The organism is Prochlorococcus sp. MIT 1303 (assembly GCF_001631965.1).
Lineage (GTDB): Bacteria > Cyanobacteriota > Cyanobacteriia > PCC-6307 > Cyanobiaceae > Prochlorococcus > Prochlorococcus marinus_D.
Genome location: NZ_LVHK01000035.1, coordinates 1 through 18,226 on the forward strand (window position 1 = coordinate 1; position 18,226 = coordinate 18,226).

At 51.1% G+C, this 18,226-nt stretch carries 15 protein-coding genes; 9 read left to right on the forward strand and 6 right to left on the reverse strand.

Annotation, left to right across the window (positions count from 1 at the left end; all coding sequences use genetic code 11):
* Positions 1-427 precede the first annotated feature (427 nt).
* Both PMIT1303_RS03255 and PMIT1303_RS03260 read right to left on the reverse strand, forming a co-directional pair.
* Entirely contained in the window at positions 428-739 is a 312-nt protein-coding gene (locus tag PMIT1303_RS03255; protein ID WP_197459760.1) for a thioredoxin family protein, read from the reverse strand.
* A 322-nt stretch (positions 740-1,061) separates the two neighbouring features.
* On the reverse strand, positions 1,062-2,813 hold the full coding sequence (locus tag PMIT1303_RS03260; RefSeq protein ID WP_063397498.1) for an ABC transporter ATP-binding protein: 1,752 nt from the start codon (positions 2,811-2,813) through the stop codon (positions 1,062-1,064).
* 500 nt (positions 2,814-3,313) lie between these two features.
* On the opposite strand from PMIT1303_RS03260, the gene trpD reads away from it, so the two are divergent.
* From trpD to PMIT1303_RS03300, 8 genes are all read left to right on the forward strand, one after another.
* A complete protein-coding gene (gene trpD / locus PMIT1303_RS03265; RefSeq protein ID WP_063397499.1) occupies positions 3,314-4,369 on the forward strand; it encodes an anthranilate phosphoribosyltransferase in 1,056 nt (351 codons plus the stop codon).
* 30 nt (positions 4,370-4,399) lie between these two features.
* Entirely contained in the window at positions 4,400-5,539 is a 1,140-nt protein-coding gene (gene carA, locus PMIT1303_RS03270; protein ID WP_063397500.1) for a glutamine-hydrolyzing carbamoyl-phosphate synthase small subunit, read from the forward strand.
* 73 nt (positions 5,540-5,612) lie between these two features.
* Positions 5,613-5,969 carry an STAS domain-containing protein gene (locus PMIT1303_RS03275; RefSeq protein ID WP_082818472.1) on the forward strand — a complete coding sequence of 119 codons (357 nt, stop codon included), beginning with the start codon at positions 5,613-5,615 and terminating at the stop codon, positions 5,967-5,969.
* On the forward strand, positions 5,966-6,373 hold the full coding sequence (locus tag PMIT1303_RS03280) for a Mini-ribonuclease 3 (RefSeq protein ID WP_063397501.1): 408 nt from the start codon (positions 5,966-5,968) through the stop codon (positions 6,371-6,373). The genes PMIT1303_RS03275 and PMIT1303_RS03280 overlap by 4 nt, the downstream gene beginning before the upstream one ends.
* A gap of 14 nt (positions 6,374-6,387) precedes the next feature.
* Positions 6,388-8,010, forward strand: coding sequence for a 23S rRNA (guanosine(2251)-2'-O)-methyltransferase RlmB (rlmB, locus tag PMIT1303_RS03285; RefSeq protein ID WP_063397502.1), 1,623 nt, complete (start codon positions 6,388-6,390; stop codon positions 8,008-8,010).
* An 83-nt stretch (positions 8,011-8,093) separates the two neighbouring features.
* Positions 8,094-8,351, forward strand: a complete 258-nt coding sequence (locus tag PMIT1303_RS03290) for a DUF1816 domain-containing protein (protein ID WP_063396006.1) — start codon at positions 8,094-8,096, stop codon at positions 8,349-8,351.
* 36 nt (positions 8,352-8,387) lie between these two features.
* Positions 8,388-9,848 carry an Asp-tRNA(Asn)/Glu-tRNA(Gln) amidotransferase subunit GatA gene (gatA, locus tag PMIT1303_RS03295; RefSeq protein ID WP_063397503.1) on the forward strand — a complete coding sequence of 487 codons (1,461 nt, stop codon included), beginning with the start codon at positions 8,388-8,390 and terminating at the stop codon, positions 9,846-9,848.
* Between the two features lie 76 nt (positions 9,849-9,924).
* Positions 9,925-13,440, forward strand: coding sequence for a DNA polymerase III subunit alpha (locus PMIT1303_RS03300; protein WP_063397504.1), 3,516 nt, complete (start codon positions 9,925-9,927; stop codon positions 13,438-13,440).
* On the opposite strand, the gene PMIT1303_RS03305 is transcribed toward PMIT1303_RS03300, so the two are convergent.
* The 4 genes from PMIT1303_RS03305 to PMIT1303_RS03320 form a co-directional block, all read right to left on the reverse strand.
* Entirely contained in the window at positions 13,429-13,914 is a 486-nt protein-coding gene (locus tag PMIT1303_RS03305; RefSeq protein WP_063397505.1) for a PAM68 family protein, read from the reverse strand. The genes PMIT1303_RS03300 and PMIT1303_RS03305 overlap by 12 nt on opposite strands.
* Before the next feature lie 36 nt (positions 13,915-13,950).
* Entirely contained in the window at positions 13,951-14,220 is a 270-nt protein-coding gene (gene rpsO, locus PMIT1303_RS03310) for a 30S ribosomal protein S15 (protein WP_011130024.1), read from the reverse strand.
* Positions 14,221-14,278: 58 nt separating this feature from the next.
* Positions 14,279-14,956 (reverse strand): Holliday junction branch migration protein RuvA, encoded by a 678-nt coding sequence (gene ruvA / locus PMIT1303_RS03315; RefSeq protein WP_063397557.1) that lies wholly within the window; start codon positions 14,954-14,956, stop codon positions 14,279-14,281.
* Positions 14,957-16,118: 1,162 nt separating this feature from the next.
* Positions 16,119-17,033 carry a DMT family transporter gene (locus PMIT1303_RS03320; protein ID WP_063397506.1) on the reverse strand — a complete coding sequence of 305 codons (915 nt, stop codon included), beginning with the start codon at positions 17,031-17,033 and terminating at the stop codon, positions 16,119-16,121.
* Between the two features lie 222 nt (positions 17,034-17,255).
* Between PMIT1303_RS03320 and PMIT1303_RS03325 the strand changes: the two genes are divergently transcribed.
* Positions 17,256-18,068, forward strand: coding sequence for a CsgG/HfaB family protein (locus PMIT1303_RS03325; RefSeq protein ID WP_231901277.1), 813 nt, complete (start codon positions 17,256-17,258; stop codon positions 18,066-18,068).
* Positions 18,069-18,226 lie beyond the last annotated feature (158 nt).

Sequence of the window (18,226 nt, forward strand, 5' to 3'; positions counted from 1 at the left end):
TGTAGAACTTAATGGAGTCCTGTTTGATAAATAACTTCGCCTACTTCTACTATGTGTCCCTAATGGAGTTCCACAGTTCATGCAAACCAACCGACCGGCAAGCGAACGGTCGGCTCTAAACATTGAGCCACCACACGAACTACAGGATTTAGAGCTCATAAAATCATATAATAGAGTAAATAATAAAGGTTATCAACGGAAGAACAGAAATGCATCATAGAGAAATTTTAGTACAGAGGTAGAAAGATAAATGACATAGCCACAACATACAAAAAGAAAAGTACCTGCGAAGAATTAGGCTAACTAAGATGTGAGTGTATTAGTGATAAGCTAAAAAATTAAACAAAAGTTCTAATTATCATGTAAGGCAAATATATATCCAAGTAACTAACAAGATAAAGATCATATATTAAAGAGAGTAGAGATATTAGATGATTTCAATTGAGGACAGTCTGTTGCGAAAATCTCCCTTTGGCATTCCTCCTTTAAGTTCACCATGGATTGTAAATTCGCCTTCTGGATCACTAACGATCAGGTAAGTAGGCCAACCCATACCTACTTTATTTGGGTATTGGGCAAGAAGCAATCGCCGGTAACGGCGATAAACATCTGTATCCTGAAGCATGACATTAACAAAGGAATATCCAAGCTCTTTGCTGACTGACTCATCGTAATGACTCATACGGTGACAAGTGCCACAATCCTCTGAGCTGAACTTTAAAACTGTGATGGATCCCATGATTCTCGTCTGATAATGAGTAGCTTCATAATAGGCTACCATAAAATATATAGTTTACAGAAATACAGATTTACTGAAAATTTCATATACAAATGGAAGGCAAGTCAATTGAAGTTAATCATATTAAATTAAATTGGTTTTATCATACTGACTATCTAAAAAATAGATTTGTATAGCTCTATAGTCTAAAAGAAGCTAGTCGCACTACCAATCTTAGTCTTAGAGCACTGTGCGTTAGAACGTTATTCGATTTATATTAACAAAGCACGAATTGTCCTTCCATTGTTATCAACCCATATCGTTGATAATATCTTTGATTTGCTTAGGCAACGGCTTCCATTTGATCACTGGCCTGCTCCCGTTCCCATAGCCGGCGGTATGGTCCCTGGACAGCAAGTAAGTCAGTGTGATGGCCCTGTTGGACTAGCCGTCCTTGTTCGATAACAAGAATCCGATCGCAGGCGGCGGCCGCAGAAAGCTGATGGCTAATCATCAGGATTGTCTGATTCTGTTGGACACGAATCGAGCTCAGGATCGACGCAGCTGTTTTGTTATCAACACTTGCTAGAGCGTCATCAAGAACCACAACAGGAGCCTCCACTAGAAGTGCTCTGCCAAGAGCAGTTCGTTGACGCTGCCCGCCGCTGAGAGTGATGCCTCTTTCTCCTACAAGCGTTTCCAATCCATCCGGGAAGCCCCTGACATCATCCATCAGTCGGGCCTGCCTCGCAGATGTTTCAACTCGCTCCATGGAGGCCTGAGGATCGCCGTAACGAAGATTATCGGCGAGGCTGCTGGTGAAGAGATATCCCTCTTGCGGAACTAGTGCAACATTGCTGCGCAGATCCTCGAGCAGCAAATCATTGACATCATGATTGTCAATGAAAAGTTGCCCCCTTGGAACTTCCACCATCCTTCCGAGAGCTCTTGCCAGGGTCGTTTTCCCACATCCCACTGGCCCCACCACGGCGACGAGTTCACCTGGATTGATGACAAAGCTCAGTCCCGACAGCGAGTCGGTCTTGCTTTTGTCGTAACGAATCCGCAGTTCACGTGCTTCGATTCGCCCTTTGAGCGGCGTATCCAGGATTAATGGTGTGGTTGGGTTGCGAATCATCGGTATACGCTGCAGAAGCTCTTCCACACGCTCCAAGCTCACCTGACCGGTCTGGAAAGTGTTGAGGGTGAAACCAAGTAGTGCAGTAGGAAAAACTAAGCGCTCCACAAAAAGGATCAAGGCCACCAATCCGCCGATGCTGAGGGTGCCTTGTTCCAGTTGACCGCTGCCAAGTGCCAAAAGTAGGAGCAGTGAAACCGAGGAGATTCCTCCCAGCAAGGGGAAGAGGGTGCTGCGAGTTCGTGCCAGGCGAATAGCACTGTCTTTGTAGGTGTTGTTTCGCTCAGCAAAGGCATCCTGTTCAGGTTGCTCCTGGCCATAGATCTTGATTGCACTTATGCCTGAGAGATCCTCTTGGATCAGTTCGCTGAGACTTGATAGAGCTTCCTGCTGGCGTTTTTGTTGGCGCATCATTCGCCCCCCAAACAGGCGCACAGTGCCCAGCATTACTGGATAGAGAGAGATCGCGGCCAGGGTTAACCCTGGGTCGATGGCCAGCATCGCTGGAAGAGTGAAGCAGTAAGCCAACACAGTGTTGGTAAGGCTAAGAATCGCGAATCCAAGTAGACGACGAATGTTTTCAACATCGCTGGTTGCACGGCTGATGACTTCACCACTACCGGTCTCCTGCACCCAGCCGGGTTCCTGCCTAAGCATGTGGTCAAAGATGCGCTGGCGCAGGTCCACCTCCACTTGGCGACCGACACCGAACACCAGTTGCCTAGACACCAAACGCACGATGCCCATGATGCTGGCGAGAATCACTATCCAGCTGGCCTGACGCATCACGTCTGTGATGGCAAAGCCTTCTTGGAGATCATCAATGATGCGCCTCACCTCTAGGGGGATGATGACGCTGACAATGTTCACCACCACGAGGGCCATTGCACCCATCAGCACAGTGCGGCGATGGGGCTTTAGATAACGACCAATGAGATCGAGGCGAAATGCTGCCATGCAGGTATCGCTACATGGTTCAACCTATGCAGCCAGTTTGATGAGCGAGCCTAGAGGGATTCTTGAAACGTTGCGATCACAGATCCTTAGCTAATCAGCATTAGAACCATCCAATCCAGGTGAATGCTTGCGATTAAGCAGCGTTGCTGCTCACTAACGAATGACCTCCGGATGTCGATCTGGTCTCTATGCCCTGATTGTTGATTCGGGTCATTGTTCTTAAAGGGTGCAAGATTTTTAGTGTGAATGTCTCAAGATCCTCAAGTTTTTGGGATGGCATGACGCAGCGCTAAATAACTGAGACCTTTGGCCTTGGCGCTAGTTCCAGCGCTCAGAAAGTCGTTCCTATACAGCTTAAATAGCGCCGTTTGGATGGATCAGAGTTCTTTCTTGCTGTTCTCTTGTAGAGATTCTCGCCATCAGCAAAGATTTAGGGGATAGTGGTGTTGTCCCCATCACCAGGCCCGGAGTGCTTCGCACCCGGGTTTTTTTCTGCTCCGATGCCTACTCCAGCTATTGCCTCTCCCTCTTGGTCGCAAATCCTCGAGATGTTGCTCGAGGGACAAAACCTGCCCGAGGTGGAAGCAACTGCCTTGATGGAGGCTTGGTTGGCGGAACAACTAACCCCTGTGCAGACCGGTGCGTTTCTAGCAGCTTTGCGAGCCAAGGGGGTAACCGGAAGTGAGTTGTCAGGCATGGCCCTGGTGTTGCGAGGTGCGTGTCCCTTGCCTTGCCCATTGCCAGACATCCTTATGGTCGACACCTGTGGAACAGGTGGCGACGGTGCAGATACCTTCAACATCTCAACCGCAGTGGCGTTTACTGCTGCCGCCTGCGGGGCGAATGTGGCTAAGCATGGCAATCGCAGTGCAAGTGGCAAAGTCGGTTCAGCAGATGTTCTCGAGGGCCTGGGTCTGCAGCTCAAAGCTCCTCTTGTCTCTGTGGTGGAGGCCCTGGCTGAGGTAGGCGTCACATTTTTATTTGCCCCGGCCTGGCACCCCGCTTTGGTCAACTTGGCCCCGTTGCGGCGCAGCCTTGGAGTGCGCACCGTGTTCAATCTTCTGGGTCCACTGGTGAATCCTTTACAACCGAATGCCCAAGTTCTCGGGGTCGCTAAGGCTGAACTGCTCAATCCAATGGCGGAAGCATTGCAACGGCTTGGTTTGCAGCGGGCCGTTGTTGTCCATGGCGCCGGTGGCCTTGATGAAGCGTCGTTGGAGGGAGTCAATGCAATGCGTTTGCTTGAGGATGGTCATGTGCGACAAGCATCGATCGATTCGGCAGAACTCGGGCTTACTAGAGCTCCTTTGCAGGCTCTCCAGGGGGGTGATTTGGCAACAAATCAAGCGATTCTTTCCGCTGTACTTCAGGGAGGCGGCACCGCCCCTCAAAGGGATGTGGTGGCATTGAATACAGCCCTAGTGCTCTGGGCTGCTGGCCTACAAGATGATTTACGAGCAGGTGTTTCTGCTGCAAAGACTTGCCTGCAGGAGGGCCTCCCCTGGCAGCGGCTAGAAGGGCTCCGCATGGCACTTGATCATCAAATTGGAGAATGAGACTGCGATGACTTCGGGATCCTGCTGCTGATGATTGCTTCATCGCGAAATTCAGCGCTCTTGGTGCTTGCTGATGGCACGGTGCTTGAGGGGGAGGCCTTTGGTCATCGCGGTGCCGCGATGGGCGAGGTGGTTTTCAACACCGGCATGACGGGTTACCAGGAAGTACTTACGGATCCCAGTTACTCCGGTCAGTTGGTCACATTCACCTATCCAGAGTTGGGTAACACAGGCGTAAATCTTGATGATCAAGAATCATCCCGGCCTCATGCAAGGGGTGTCATCGCCCGTCAACTCTCCCCAACGCCGAGCAGTTGGCGTTGCCAACAGTCGCTGCAGACTTGGCTTGAGGGGCAAAGAGTTGTTGGTATCTCAGGTGTTGACACCAGGGCGCTTGTGAGACATCTGCGCGAGGTCGGAGCCATGAATGGCGTCATAAGCAGCGATGGTTCCACCCCTAAGCAGCTTATGGAACTGTTGCAGCAGGCTCCATCGATGGAGGGATTAAACCTTGCAGATCAGGTCTCAACAAAAGATCCATACAGCTGGAGATCGACTTGTGCTGTGGGCTTTGATCAAAGGTTGAAGCGACACATTGATTCGCCCTATCGCGTTGTCGCGATTGATTTCGGTATCAAGCGGGCCATACTCGACCGTTTGGTCGCTCACGGTTGTGAGGTCACCGTCCTGCCGGCCAGTTCCGATTTAGCCACCGTGTTGAGTTCACAACCCGAGGGCGTATTTCTATCTAATGGACCTGGTGACCCTGCTGCCGTGAATGGTGGTATTGCCCTGGTTAAAGATCTTCTCAATAAGGTTGATATCCCCCTGTTTGGTATTTGCCTAGGTCATCAGATTATTGGGCTTGCCATGGGTGGCCGTACTTTCAAATTGGCCTATGGCCATCGCGGGCTCAACCATCCCTGCGGCACAACGGGTCAGGTGGAGATCACCAGTCAAAACCATGGATTCGCACTTGACGCCTCGTCTCTGTCAGAGGTCAGCGTGGTTGTGACCCATCTCAATCTCAATGACCGCACTGTTGCCGCAATAGCGCATCGGGATCGACCTGTTTTTGGTGTGCAATACCACCCGGAGGCGAGTCCTGGTCCTCATGATGCAGACCACCACTTCGCTCACTTTGTTGAGCTGATGGCAGATCGTCGCTGAAGCGTGGTGCGGATCACTCAGTATCACTACACTTCGTGCCATTGCGTCCCGGGGGACTGGTCCCATCACCGAATTGCAGCGACTGACCGTTTCTCTAAGAGGGGGTTTTGAACGGCGGCAGGGTTGTCTGGTGTTCCAGTTCACTGGCCAGCTAGACGCTTATTCCGAGAAGCAGTTCATCACCTACGTCGAGGATGTGCTCCTGGCCAATCCTGCTCCTTTGGTTATTGACCTGAACAAGATTGACTTTCTTGACTCTTCTGGCCTAGGGGCTTTGGTTCAAACTGCCAAGAAGTGCACCGATGCCAAACGGTCATTTGCCCTTGTAGGCAATGCAAGGGTGGTCCAAACCGTGAAGCTTGTGCGGCTTGAGGATTTTCTCCACCTGGCAGTTGATCTGCGTACGGCTTTAAATCAGTTGAAAGCTTGAACAATTGGATTCGGAGTCAGTCAGCGATTGGCGGTGCTAATGAACTGGGACCGTTGCAGTTGGCTTGGCTTGGTGATGCTGTTTGGGAATTGCATCAGCGTCTGCGTCATTGTTACCAACCTGGCAGATCTGAAGATCTACATCGAGCTGTTGTTGACGAGGTTAAGGCCGCTGCTCAGGCAGAAGCTCTGCTTCGCTTAGATACGCATCTTTCAGATCTTGAGAAGGATTTGGTACGGCGAGGTCGTAACAAATCCGGACGAGGACCACGCCGTGGAGATGCAGCGACCTACGGCAAGGCCACAGGATTTGAGACAATGGTTGGCTGGCTCTTTTTGCAGAATCCGGCGCGACTTGCTCAGCTCTTGGATCAACTGGAGGAGACCGAACAAGACTTGCTATAGCTTCTTCACTTCTTATGAGCTCCCGCTTTGATCGCCGTTCAGGAAACCCCCCTCGCGGTGGTCGTCCTAGAGGAGGTCGTCCTAGAGGAGGTCGTCCTGGTGGTATCCGACGGGATGGCGAGGGGGATTCTGGTCGTTCTGCTTACGGAAGCCGCTCTTCCGGCAGCCGCCCATCGGGTGGTCGTTCCTCTGGACCGCGAGGGGTGTATCGCTCCAGGCCTGATGGAGAAGCTGGTGATAGCCCTTCAAAAGTATTCAATGGTGAGAGCTCTGGGCAGGGGCGTTTCAACCGGGACCGTCCTCGATCTGAGCAGGGTCGTTTTAGCCGGGATCGTCCTCGCTCTGAGCAAGGGCGTGCAAATGAAACTGACAGAAAAGAGGCTCGTCGATTTCGTGATGAGAGACCATCACGACGTCGTAACGATGAACGGCTAGGGCGACGTTCCTACTTGGGAGAACGTTCACGTCCTGCAGACAGGCTGTTGTCTTCAAAAAGATTAGATCCATCTACTTTGGATCGCGTTCCAGAAGCGGAAGCATTCGGACAGGCTGCTGCCGATGATCTGCTTTGGGGACGTCATGCCAGCCAAGCTGCTCTGGAAGCTGGGCGTCCGATTCATCGCATCTGGTGCACATCAGATTTACGAAGCGCACCAAGGTTTTTGCAATTGCTTCGTGAGGCCAAAGCCTCAGGAGTACTTGTTGAAGAGGTCACCTGGGCTCGTCTCGGTCAACTCACAGGTGGTGCTGTGCATCAAGGAATTGTTCTGCAGACTGCTGCAGCGGAGACCCTTGATTTGCAAAGTCTGGTCGAGGGATGTGCGGGTCTTGGGGAATCGCCCCTTTTGCTTGCCCTCGATGGCCTAACGGATCCCCACAATCTCGGCGCCATTATTCGTTCTGCAGAGGCTCTTGGCGCCCATGGGGTTGTTCTCCCACAACGACGAAGTGCTGGTCTCACTGGTTCGGTGGCCAAGGTTGCAGCAGGCGCTTTGGAGCATCTACCAGTAGCGCGTGTCGTGAATCTCAATCGCTCTCTAGAAGCACTGAAGCAAGCGGGATATCGAGTTATTGGCCTGGCGGAGGAAGGGGACATCACCCTTCCAGATGTCGATCTAGACGGACCTTTAGTGATCGTGACGGGATCAGAGAAGCAGGGGATCTCTCTCCTAACTCGTCGCCATTGTGATCAGCTTGTACGCGTTCCATTACGAGGGGTTACTCCCAGTCTGAATGCCTCTGTTGCTACTGCGATGTGTTTATACGAGGTTGCTCGTCGTGGCTGGATGAAGGGGGTTCATGGCCAAACTCCATCACCCAGGATCGTGCGGCCTCAATGCCCTTTGCCGGTGATCTCTTGCGACTCCATTTCCGTGGAGTCAGAACCCATTGCCAAAACCAATCAGTCCCCAATCCATCAGCCGGATGAGATTGAGCGGTTTGGTGAGGCTTTGCCGTCCAGCTTGGCTAACCAGCAACTTTGTTCCAAAGATGATGAGCCACCGATGGATCGCCAAATAGGGGATTTGCAGGCAGAAAGAACTTCGATTGAGGATGAGGATTTGCTGACCAGTCAGCATTGCAATTTTGACGTTCGTGAGGATCAGTCACCTGATGAAGAGAGTGTTCAGGGTTGATCCAAAAGTTCCTTGGCAGCCGACAGCGGAACACCAATTCGAACATGACGAGGCAAAATAATGCACATCCGCCAACCTCAATCATGGGCTCATTGATTAGGCCGCTGCGTAGCCTCGTCAATGTCTTTGGTTTGGCTTGGTGGGCCAGGGTTGAAACCCGTGAACCAAATGTCACCTATTGGTTCGGCCCTTTTTTGACCCGAAAGAGTCTTGAGGTCAAGCTATCTACCTTTGTTGCGGATCTCTCTTTTGAGGGACCTGCGTCTGTGAATCACACCCTCGTGCGGTGTCGTCGCGTTGAGCCGCTGACGATCGCAGTCGAAGGCTGGTCAGACGACTGATAGCGTCGCTGCTGCACAGCACAGCACCGCAAGCCGATGGCGATCGCTGAATGGCGTCAGCAACTAAAGCTCGGCGAGGTTTCCGCCAGGGAACTCACAGATCACCAACTTGCTCGTATCGCAGCGGTTGATACCACTCTGCACGCTTTTCTGGATGTCACATCAGAGCGAGCTCGTGCCGATGCCGATCGCATCGATGAGGCCTTGGCTGCGGGTGAGTCTCTGCCACCTCTGGCCGGTGTGCCTTTGGCAATTAAGGACAACCTCTGCACGAAAGGAATACGCACCACCTGTTCCAGTCGAATGCTGGAAACCTTTGTGCCGCCCTATGAATCCACCGTGACTGAGCGCCTCTGGCAGGCCGGGGCTGTGCTTCTCGGGAAAACAAATCTCGATGAGTTCGCCATGGGTAGCTCGACCGAGACATCTGCGTTTGGGGCTACATCCAATCCCTGGGATATCAGCCGGGTGCCGGGTGGCAGTTCTGGTGGCAGTGCAGCAGCTGTTGCGGCAGGTGAATGCATGGCTGCCTTGGGTTCGGATACTGGGGGCTCAATCCGTCAGCCTGCCTCATTTTGTGGGGTCGTAGGCCTTAAACCCACCTATGGCCGCGTCAGTCGTTGGGGTTTGGTGGCTTTTGCCAGTTCTCTTGATCAAGTTGGACCGTTCACAACCAACGTGGCCGATGCTGCTGAGCTTTTGCAAGTGATCGCAGGATCTGATCCTCGTGACTCAACTTGTCTCAATGTTGCTGTTCCCGATTATTGCTCTGCCCTTTCGCAACCAATGTCTGGTGTACGCATCGGCTTGATTCGAGAGTGCTTTGATCAGAACGGCTTGGATGCGCAAGTGAAGAGAACAGTTTTGGCAGCTGCAGAGAAACTGCAATCCTTGGGAGCGGAACTGGTTGAAGTGAGTTGCCCACGCTTTAGCGATGGCATCGCCACCTATTACGTGATTGCCCCGTCGGAGGCTTCAGCCAACTTGGCGCGTTACGACGGCGTGAAGTACGGCTACCGAGCTGAAGGAACTGATGCTCTAGCCGCGATGACAGCCCGAAGTCGCGCAGAGGGTTTTGGTAGCGAGGTGCAGCGACGCATCCTGATCGGCACCTATGCCCTGTCGGCTGGTTACATGGATGCTTACTACAAAAAAGCCCAGCAGGTCCGCACATTGATCCGTCAAGATTTTGATGCTGCCTTCCAAACAGTCGATGTACTGCTGACACCCACATCACCTACCACTGCATTCCAAGTCGGTGCCCACGCTGATGATCCACTTGCCATGTACCTGGCTGACCTGCTGACGATCCCAGCCAACCTGGCTGGCTTGCCTGCCATCAGTCTTCCCTGTGGATTCGATGACGATGGCCTTCCCATCGGAGTGCAGTTGATTGCCAATGTGCTGGAGGAGTCACGCCTCCTACAAGTGGCTTTTCACTATGAGCAAGCAGCAAACGTGATGGCAAATCAACCGCAGGGAAACTTCATTCCCTAAACGATCTCTTGCGCTAGATGCAGCGTTTGGCTACATGAACAACCCTGCATCTTGCGCCTCCTCCTAGGCTGGGGGCATGGCATTCGTTCCTCTTCACAACCACAGCGACTACAGCCTTCTGGACGGAGCAACACAGCTCCCCCAGATGGTGAAGCGAGCCAAGGAGCTAGGCATGCCCGCTCTGGCACTCACGGACCACGGTGTGATGTATGGCGCCATTGAACTGCTGAAGCTTTGCAAGAACGCTGAGATCAAGCCGATCATCGGCAATGAGATGTATGTGATCAACGGGTCCATTGAGGATCCACAACCGAAGAAGGAGCGTCGTTATCACCTGGTGGTGCTTGCTAAGAACGCTGTTGGCTATCGCAATCTTGTGAAACTCACCAGCATTAGCCATCTGCGCGGGATGCGCGGCCGAGGCATCTTTGCAAGGCCATGCATTGATAAAGAACTGCTCAAGGCCTATAGCGAGGGGTTAATTGTTGCCACCGCTTGTCTTGGTGGGGAGATTCCTCAAGCCATCTTGCGCGGTCGCATTGATGTAGCAAGGGATGTGGCCCGTTGGTACCAGGAGGTCTTTGGCAAAGACTTCTATCTCGAAGTTCAGGATCACGGCTCGCCGGAAGACCGAATCGTCAATGTGGAGATTGTGAGCATCGCCAAAGAGCTAGGGATTGAGCTGATTGCGACCAATGACGCCCATTACCTCAGCAAGAACGATGTGGAGGCCCATGACGCCCTGCTTTGTGTGCTGACAGGCAAGTTGATCAGTGATGAGAAGCGTCTGCGCTACACAGGTACTGAATACATCAAGTCTGAACAGGAGATGGGACGGCTGTTCGCCGATCATCTCGAGCCTGATGTGCTGCAAGAGGCTATTGCCAACACCGCAGCCGTTGCCGAAAAGGTTGAGGAATACTCAATCCTCGGTAGTTATCAGATGCCTCGTTTCCCGATTCCTGAAGGACATAGCGCCGTGAGTTATCTACACGAGGTCTCAGAGCAGGGACTACGGCAAAGGTTGAAACTGGCAACGGCAGATCCAATTGATGACCATTACGGCGAAAGGCTCACCTATGAGCTGGGTGTGATGGAACAGATGGGCTTCCCCACCTATTTCCTGGTGGTATGGGATTACATCCGCTTTGCACGTGAACAGGGCATTCCAGTAGGACCAGGGAGGGGGTCAGCCGCTGGCTCACTCGTGGCATATGCCCTTGGTATTACCAACATTGATCCTGTTCAAAACGGATTGTTATTTGAGCGATTCCTTAATCCTGAGCGTAAGTCGATGCCTGATATTGATACTGATTTCTGTATTGAACGTCGTGGTGAGGTGATCGACTATGTCACGCGTCGTTACGGCGAAGACAAGGTTGCTCAAATTATCACTTTTAACCGAATGACCTCCAAGGCCGTCTTGAAGGATGTAGCCCGGGTGCTTGATATTCCCTATGGAGATGCCGATCGACTTGCCAAGCTTATTCCCGTAGTAAGGGGAAAACCTGCAAAGCTAGCTACGATGATCGGCAGCGATTCGCCAAATGCTGAATTCCGTGAGAAGTATCAGAACGATCCAGTAGTTACAAAATGGGTCGATATGGCGATGCGCATTGAAGGTACAAATAAAACCTTTGGCGTTCATGCCGCTGGAGTCGTCATTGCTGCTGAGCCCCTAGATGATCTTGTACCGCTTCAGCGTAATAACGATGGACAAGTAATTACTCAATACTTCATGGAGGATGTGGAGTCGATGGGGTTATTGAAGATGGATTTTCTTGGGCTCAAGAATCTCACCATGATTGACAAAACACTTGAGCTTGTTGAAGTCAGCAATGGAGAGAGAATTGATCCTGATCAATTGCCCCCAGAGGATCCTGAAACTTTTGCCTTACTTGCAAGAGGAGATCTTGAGGGTATCTTTCAACTTGAATCTAGTGGGATGAGACAGATTGTGCGTGACCTTCGCCCCTCATCTCTTGAAGATATCTCCTCAATTTTAGCTTTGTACAGACCAGGTCCTTTGGATGCCGGATTGATTCCAAAATTCATCAATCGGAAACATGGTCGAGAGGCAATTGATTTTGCTCATGCTGCCCTTGAACCAATCCTTAAGGAGACTTACGGGATCATGGTTTATCAGGAGCAAATCATGAAGATTGCTCAGGATCTTGCTGGCTATTCTCTCGGCGAAGCTGACTTGCTGCGGCGTGCAATGGGCAAGAAAAAGGTTTCAGAGATGCAGAAACATCGCAGTATTTTTGTTGAAGGTGCAAGTCGAAGTGGTGTTGATAAGAAGATCGCCGATGAGCTTTTCGACCAAATGGTTTTGTTCGCCGAATATTGCTTCAACAAGAGTCACTCAACGGCTTATGGCGCTGTTACTTATCAAACTGCCTATTTAAAGGCACATTATCCAGTTGCCTATATGGCGTCATTACTGACAGTCAATGCTGGCGCTAGTGACAAGGTGCAGCGCTATATCTCGAATTGCAATGCAATGGGGATTGAAGTGATGCCGCCAGATGTGAATGCTTCAGGGATTGATTTCACCCCTGCTGGTGATCGCATCTTGTTTGGTCTTTCTGCTGTGAGAAATCTTGGCGATGGTGCAATCAGGCAGCTAATTGCCAATCGCGATGGTGATGGCCCCTTTGTCTCCCTTGCCGATCTCTGTGATCGTCTGCCCTCCAATATTCTGAATCGTCGCGGGTTGGAATCTCTTATTCATTGCGGAGCCCTAGATGCCATAGACCCTGAATCGAACCGGGCCCAGTTAATTGCCGACTTGGAGCTTCTGATCAACTGGGCTGCTTCTCGTGCCCGTGATCGACTAAGTGGTCAGGGCAACCTATTTGATCTTGTGGCTGGAGCTGCAGACGAGCAAACGTCTGATGAGCTGAGCACTGCACCCAAGGCAGCACCGGTTCCCGACTACCCACCGACTGAAAAGCTGAGACTTGAAAAAGAGTTGGTTGGTTTCTACCTTTCTGATCACCCTCTCAAGCAGCTCACTGCTCCAGCTCAATTGCTGGCGCCCATTGGTCTTGCCAGCCTTGAGGATCAGCCTGACAAGGCGAAGGTCAGTGTGATCACGATGCTGACAGAGATGCGCCAAGTCACAACCCGCAAGGGCGATCGCATGGCAGTTCTCAAGATTGAGGATCTCACCGGTGGTTGCGAAGCTGTGGTGTTCCCCAAGAGCTATGCCCGTCTATCAGATCACCTCATGTTGGAAGCGCGACTGCTCATCTGGGCCTCTGTTGATCGTCGCGACGACCGTATCCAATTGATCATTGATGATTGCCGCGCCATCGATGACCTACGACTGCTGTTGGTGGAGTTGATGCCTGATGAAGCCTGTGACATCACTGTGCAGCACAAGCTTCGGGAATGTCTCCATCAGCATCGCCCAGCCAAGGATGAATTTGGCGTGCGGGTACCCGTGGTGGCAGCGGTTCGCCAGGGTCCCCAGGTGCGTTACGTATGCCTAGGTCATCAGTTCTGCGTTCGTGACGCTTCTGCTGCACTCAGTTCCCTTCAACAGCAGGCATTCAAAGCTCGATGCAGCGACCGACTATTTGTCTGATGTTTGTCCGGATTCCTTTGGCTTGATCTCTGATTTTGAGCCTGGTTGATTAGCTTTGCTTGAATCGCGCATTCTTCCTATGTTGCGACCAATGTGTTCCAGTCCAAGCAGGCTGCCTGGAGCATCTTCCCAGCTGGCAGATAGTACCCCATAACTTAGTCCTATCAAGCCAACGAGGAAGCAGGCTCCTGAACTGATCAGCGTGATGAATGGTGAGATATCAGCAATGCCGCGGCTCACAATCAGATAACTAGCGACAAAAACACCCATCCCTGCAGCAGTAGGCAGACCCGAGGCAAAGATCACGCGCCGCAGCATGCGGTTGGCCACCGGCTTTGGAATGGCCTGCTGACTGCTGGAGGTCGCTTTTGCTTTCTTGATCTGTGGCGATTTGGATCCCTTTTGGGGCAGGCTTTTGTTGGCCGTTCCGCTCTTGTCAGGCCCGAAAGGCATAGCTTTGCTTCGTTCGGCCATCTGCTTAAGAATTAGAGGGAAATCGCCAAAAAGGATTTAACCGCGGATGCCTAGTTTGGTGATCAGGCCGTTGTAGCGCTGTTCACTTTTTCCGCGTACATAACTGAGCAGGCGCTTGCGACGACCAATCATCTTGAGCAGACCCTGACGGGATGAGAAGTCGTGCTTGTTCTCCTGCAGGTGCGAGCTGAGCTTGGTAATCCGCTCGCTAAGCATTGCCACTTGCACCTCCACAGACCCCGTATCGGTGCCATGGGTTTGGTTGGCGTTGATCAGCTGTTGCTTTTCTGTTGTATCGAGCGACATGCTTGGCGTTTTGCCCTAAGAGACCAAAAAAACAATCTAACTCTTTAAGGACCATTGTTTAGGCAGCTTCCTGACTAAGCCAGCGCAGGCTTGCTCTCAGCCAGGCGTCAGTATCGTCGATGGCGGGAACAGACTCAGGCATGTCCCTGGCTCCTATTGCAGCACCGCTGGCCACAGCCCTTATGGCACGGCGTATTTCAAGATCTTCGTAACCAAGGCCCCCGAGGGTGATCTGTAGCTCATGCAGACTTGAATCCTTGAGCTGATGCGAATCGATCACACCGTTGTCAACCAGGGACATTCCAGGATCACGACAACTAAATTCAGCCAACTTTGTGCGCAATTCCACCGCAAGACGTTCGGCTGTGCGCTTGCCTACACCTTGAGCCTGACAAAGCTTGCGTAGGTCTCCCTGCACAATCGCCTCTACAAGTTCTCCGGGCTGACATTCCTCTAGAAGAGCGAGGGCCATCTGGGGCCCCACTCCGCTAACACCAATCAAGGTACGAAACATGTCCCGTTCTCGTCGTTCCGGGAAGCCAAACAAGCTGGATCCATCATCACGCTGCACCTGATGGATCCAGAGGATGAATGTGTTTTGCCCGTGCTCCATTTCGCTGAGATGGCGCGGTGCAATCTGAACCTCGTAACCAACACCAGCACATGCCAAAACGACTCCTTGCCGAGTCCCTTGCTGCCAGGCTTCTACTTTTTGCCCTTGCAGCCAGCCGATCATGAGGTTGCTCTTGATGTCATCCATGCTGCCTGATCTGTCCAGCCTCTGCTTGATCGTTCGAGGTCCTGCTCAGAACTTCTGGAGCTTGTTTTGCTTTGCGTGACCGGTCTAAAACTCAATTCCTGCAATAGTCATCAGTAGCCCTGCTAGTGGATGTCAGCCGGAAGCCCTGGTACTACAGATTGAGTTGTTGCAAACGGCTATTACCAGCCGCCTAGATCTTGAGACGGGGAATTCAGAAGACATGGGCCGAGTGCATGTTGAAAAGCGAGATGTCAGTCATCTACGTGAGCATTGGGTCTTGAGGGTAATGGGGGACTTTAATTAACAGCTACCTGGTGATTCACTGACTGTAGAAAGTTCGTTGGAATAGTTTCTAGAGCATTTTCAAAAAGGGTGGGTTGCATTTGTCTGTCTATTGATAACCATCTTCAGAAGAGAAACCCAAACGATCTACTCAAAGAATAACTAGAACCCGGATACCGTATGGCCTATACCTATGACTAAGCTAGACAACCTCATCTATTGAGCATGGTTCACAGACCGAGAGGAGAACCGAATTGTTTTTTTTCAAATAGCCTTTTCAAGTCAGGTTCCCCATTTCTCTCCTCCCCACTCACCTTATCTAATATAGACCTCTATCAGCATTAGATGTCAATTTATCCTGTGCTCCTATTCTGCAGTAGAGATTTGAGTCACAATCAAAACAACTAACAGACCAGTAAAGATTCTATCTCTTTTAGATACAGGTAACTTCATTACTTCCTCATAGAGTCTATCATTAAAATATCTAGCATAAACACCTAATGACTGACGAAGCAACGAGGAACTCTCAACTGACGAATTGAAGGATGTTAGTGGTGGAGTCTTTAGTGCGGGAATTGAGATTCCGAGAGTAACTAACAGACAAAAGAAAGGTAGGGTTCCTATCCAGACAGGATATAAATCTAGGGCGATAACATTACGTTCTGATCCTATTTAACGGTCAGGAAGAGAGTTGAAAGACTCCCTAGCAATACGATAAGATTGCAATGTTTTTGAGAGGGGTCAAGGGCTCATTCTCATCATGTATCCCTAGGGTGCCATTTCAAGGATTTCTTAAAAGAATTTCCATTCTATCGTTTACAGCTCAATCAACAAGATTGAGGTCGCAATCTTTTTCTCATGTTGGTTGGTTTTGGATATTCTCTTGTCTGCTTCTGAAGCTGATGAGTGTTGCTCCTAATACCATCAGAGCTCCAATCACGAACCAGCCATCAACGTGTTCAGCAAACAGCAGTACACCCCAGAGAGTTGCGAACAAAACTTGGGAATAGCCAATTGAGCCTGCTGTGGCTGCTGGCAGAAGAGTTAATCCCTCGGTAATCCAGATTTGACCAAGTTGGGTAAATAGGCCAATACCCAGTATCCAGAGCCAATCGATTCCAAGTGGCAAGACTCCATGATTCCCGAGGAAGAGCAGGGCTATTGGTACTGATGTCAATGGAAAGTAGAAAACGATCACGAGTTGATGTTCCTGCTTTGAAAGCTCACGTACGCAGACGTAGGCCAGAGCTGTAAACAGAGCACCTAAAAGTGCAATAGAGACAGATAAAGGGGAGTAACCGGTGAAGCTTGTGCCAAGCCATTCTGGTTTTAAAACAAGAGTGATCCCCAACCAACCGAGAAGTACTGCTATGCCAATACGACGATGGATTCTTTCTCTTAAAAACATCCATGCCGCTAACGCAATAAATGTTGGATAGGTGTATTGCAGAACGGTTGCGGTAGCAAGGGGTAAGGACGCCAAGGCGTCAAATACACAGAACAATGCCGCTGTGCCCAGCAGCCCGCGCAATAACAGCAACCTTTTACGGTGTCCCCAGGGGGAAACCCCAACCCGAGTGAGCATGAACCGAGTAATTGCCAAGCTGATCAGAGATCTTGCGAACAAAATTTCTGCGACCGGTAAACGACCACCAAGGTGTTTGACGCAAACGGTCATCAAGCTGAAGGCCAGAGCGGCGAGCAGGAGTGATTTGAACCCACGCCATTGGCTGTTTGTCTGCAGTTGGTTGTTGCCCTGCATTGACATCATTCATCGCATCCGCAGAACTGAGGCAATGGCATAGTCAACAACACAAGAGAAGAGGCCATCCCTGAAAGCCTTTGCCGCAAGGAAAGACCAGCAATAGGATTGAGATCGCCATGACGTTCCAAATTGGTGATAGCAAGTCGCGTTGCTTTACGAGAAGCAGCCCACTCTCCTAATTCTTTTTAAATTGCCCGACTGTAGAAATCTCTAATGGATTCAAAAGCCGTGAAACTCTCCTCCTTTGGAGTTGCTGCTGTGGTGGCTTCCTTTGTGTTTGTTCCAGTAGCCGCCTGGGCTGGCCCAACGGTTTCTGTACCCGACTTTAAAAACCAGGTAGGAAGGTTGTCTTGGTGGAGCCCGCGTGTGAGCCGTCAGCTCGCGGATGCTCTTTCCAATGAACTAGCCCTTGCTGGTGGACTAACAGTCGTGGAACGGCAGAATCTCAAGGCGGTCCTCTCTGAGCAAGAGCTTGCCGAGTTGGGGATTGTGCGAAACGACAGAGACGCCGCACGTAGCCGTCAAATGCGTGGCGCCCGCTATTTGATTATGGGGCGTGTGAGTGGCTACGAGGATGGGGTTGAAACAAAGCAATCTGGAAGTGGGATGCGCTTTATGGGTTTTGGTGGCTCGAAGACCGTTTCGGAATCCAAGGCTTATGTTTCCATCGACCTACGGGTGGTGGATTCCTCCACTGGAGAGGTTGTCGGTGCGCGAACAGTAGAGGGGCGTGCGACCAGCACAGCTAAGCAGAAAGGATCCGGCGGATCTTTGGCTCCCTTGGCTGGGATTGTAGGAGGTGCAACCGGTGCAAGAGGGGCAGGGGCCTATGGCCTTGCGGCTGCAGGCACTTTTAGTTATGAAGAATCATCCAGCGAAAGTAATCGCACTCCCGCAGCAAAAGCCATTCGCGCAGCTCTCATTGATGGTGCTGATTATGTGAATTGCCTATTGGTGATTCGTGATGGCTGTTTGGCGTCTTATCAGCAGCAGGAAGCAATTCGACGCTCTAATACACGTGATGTGCTGCAACTCGATTGATGTCGATCAAAGTTTTGTCGTTTTGCGGCAAGGCTGATTACGCCGTTTGCGCTGCCAATTCAGAGAGGACGATTTTGGAGAGGTTTTGAGTTCTTATTGATTTCGGCCTTGCTTGTCGTATGGATTGCTTTTGCTGATCATGTTCTCTTCTCGACCTC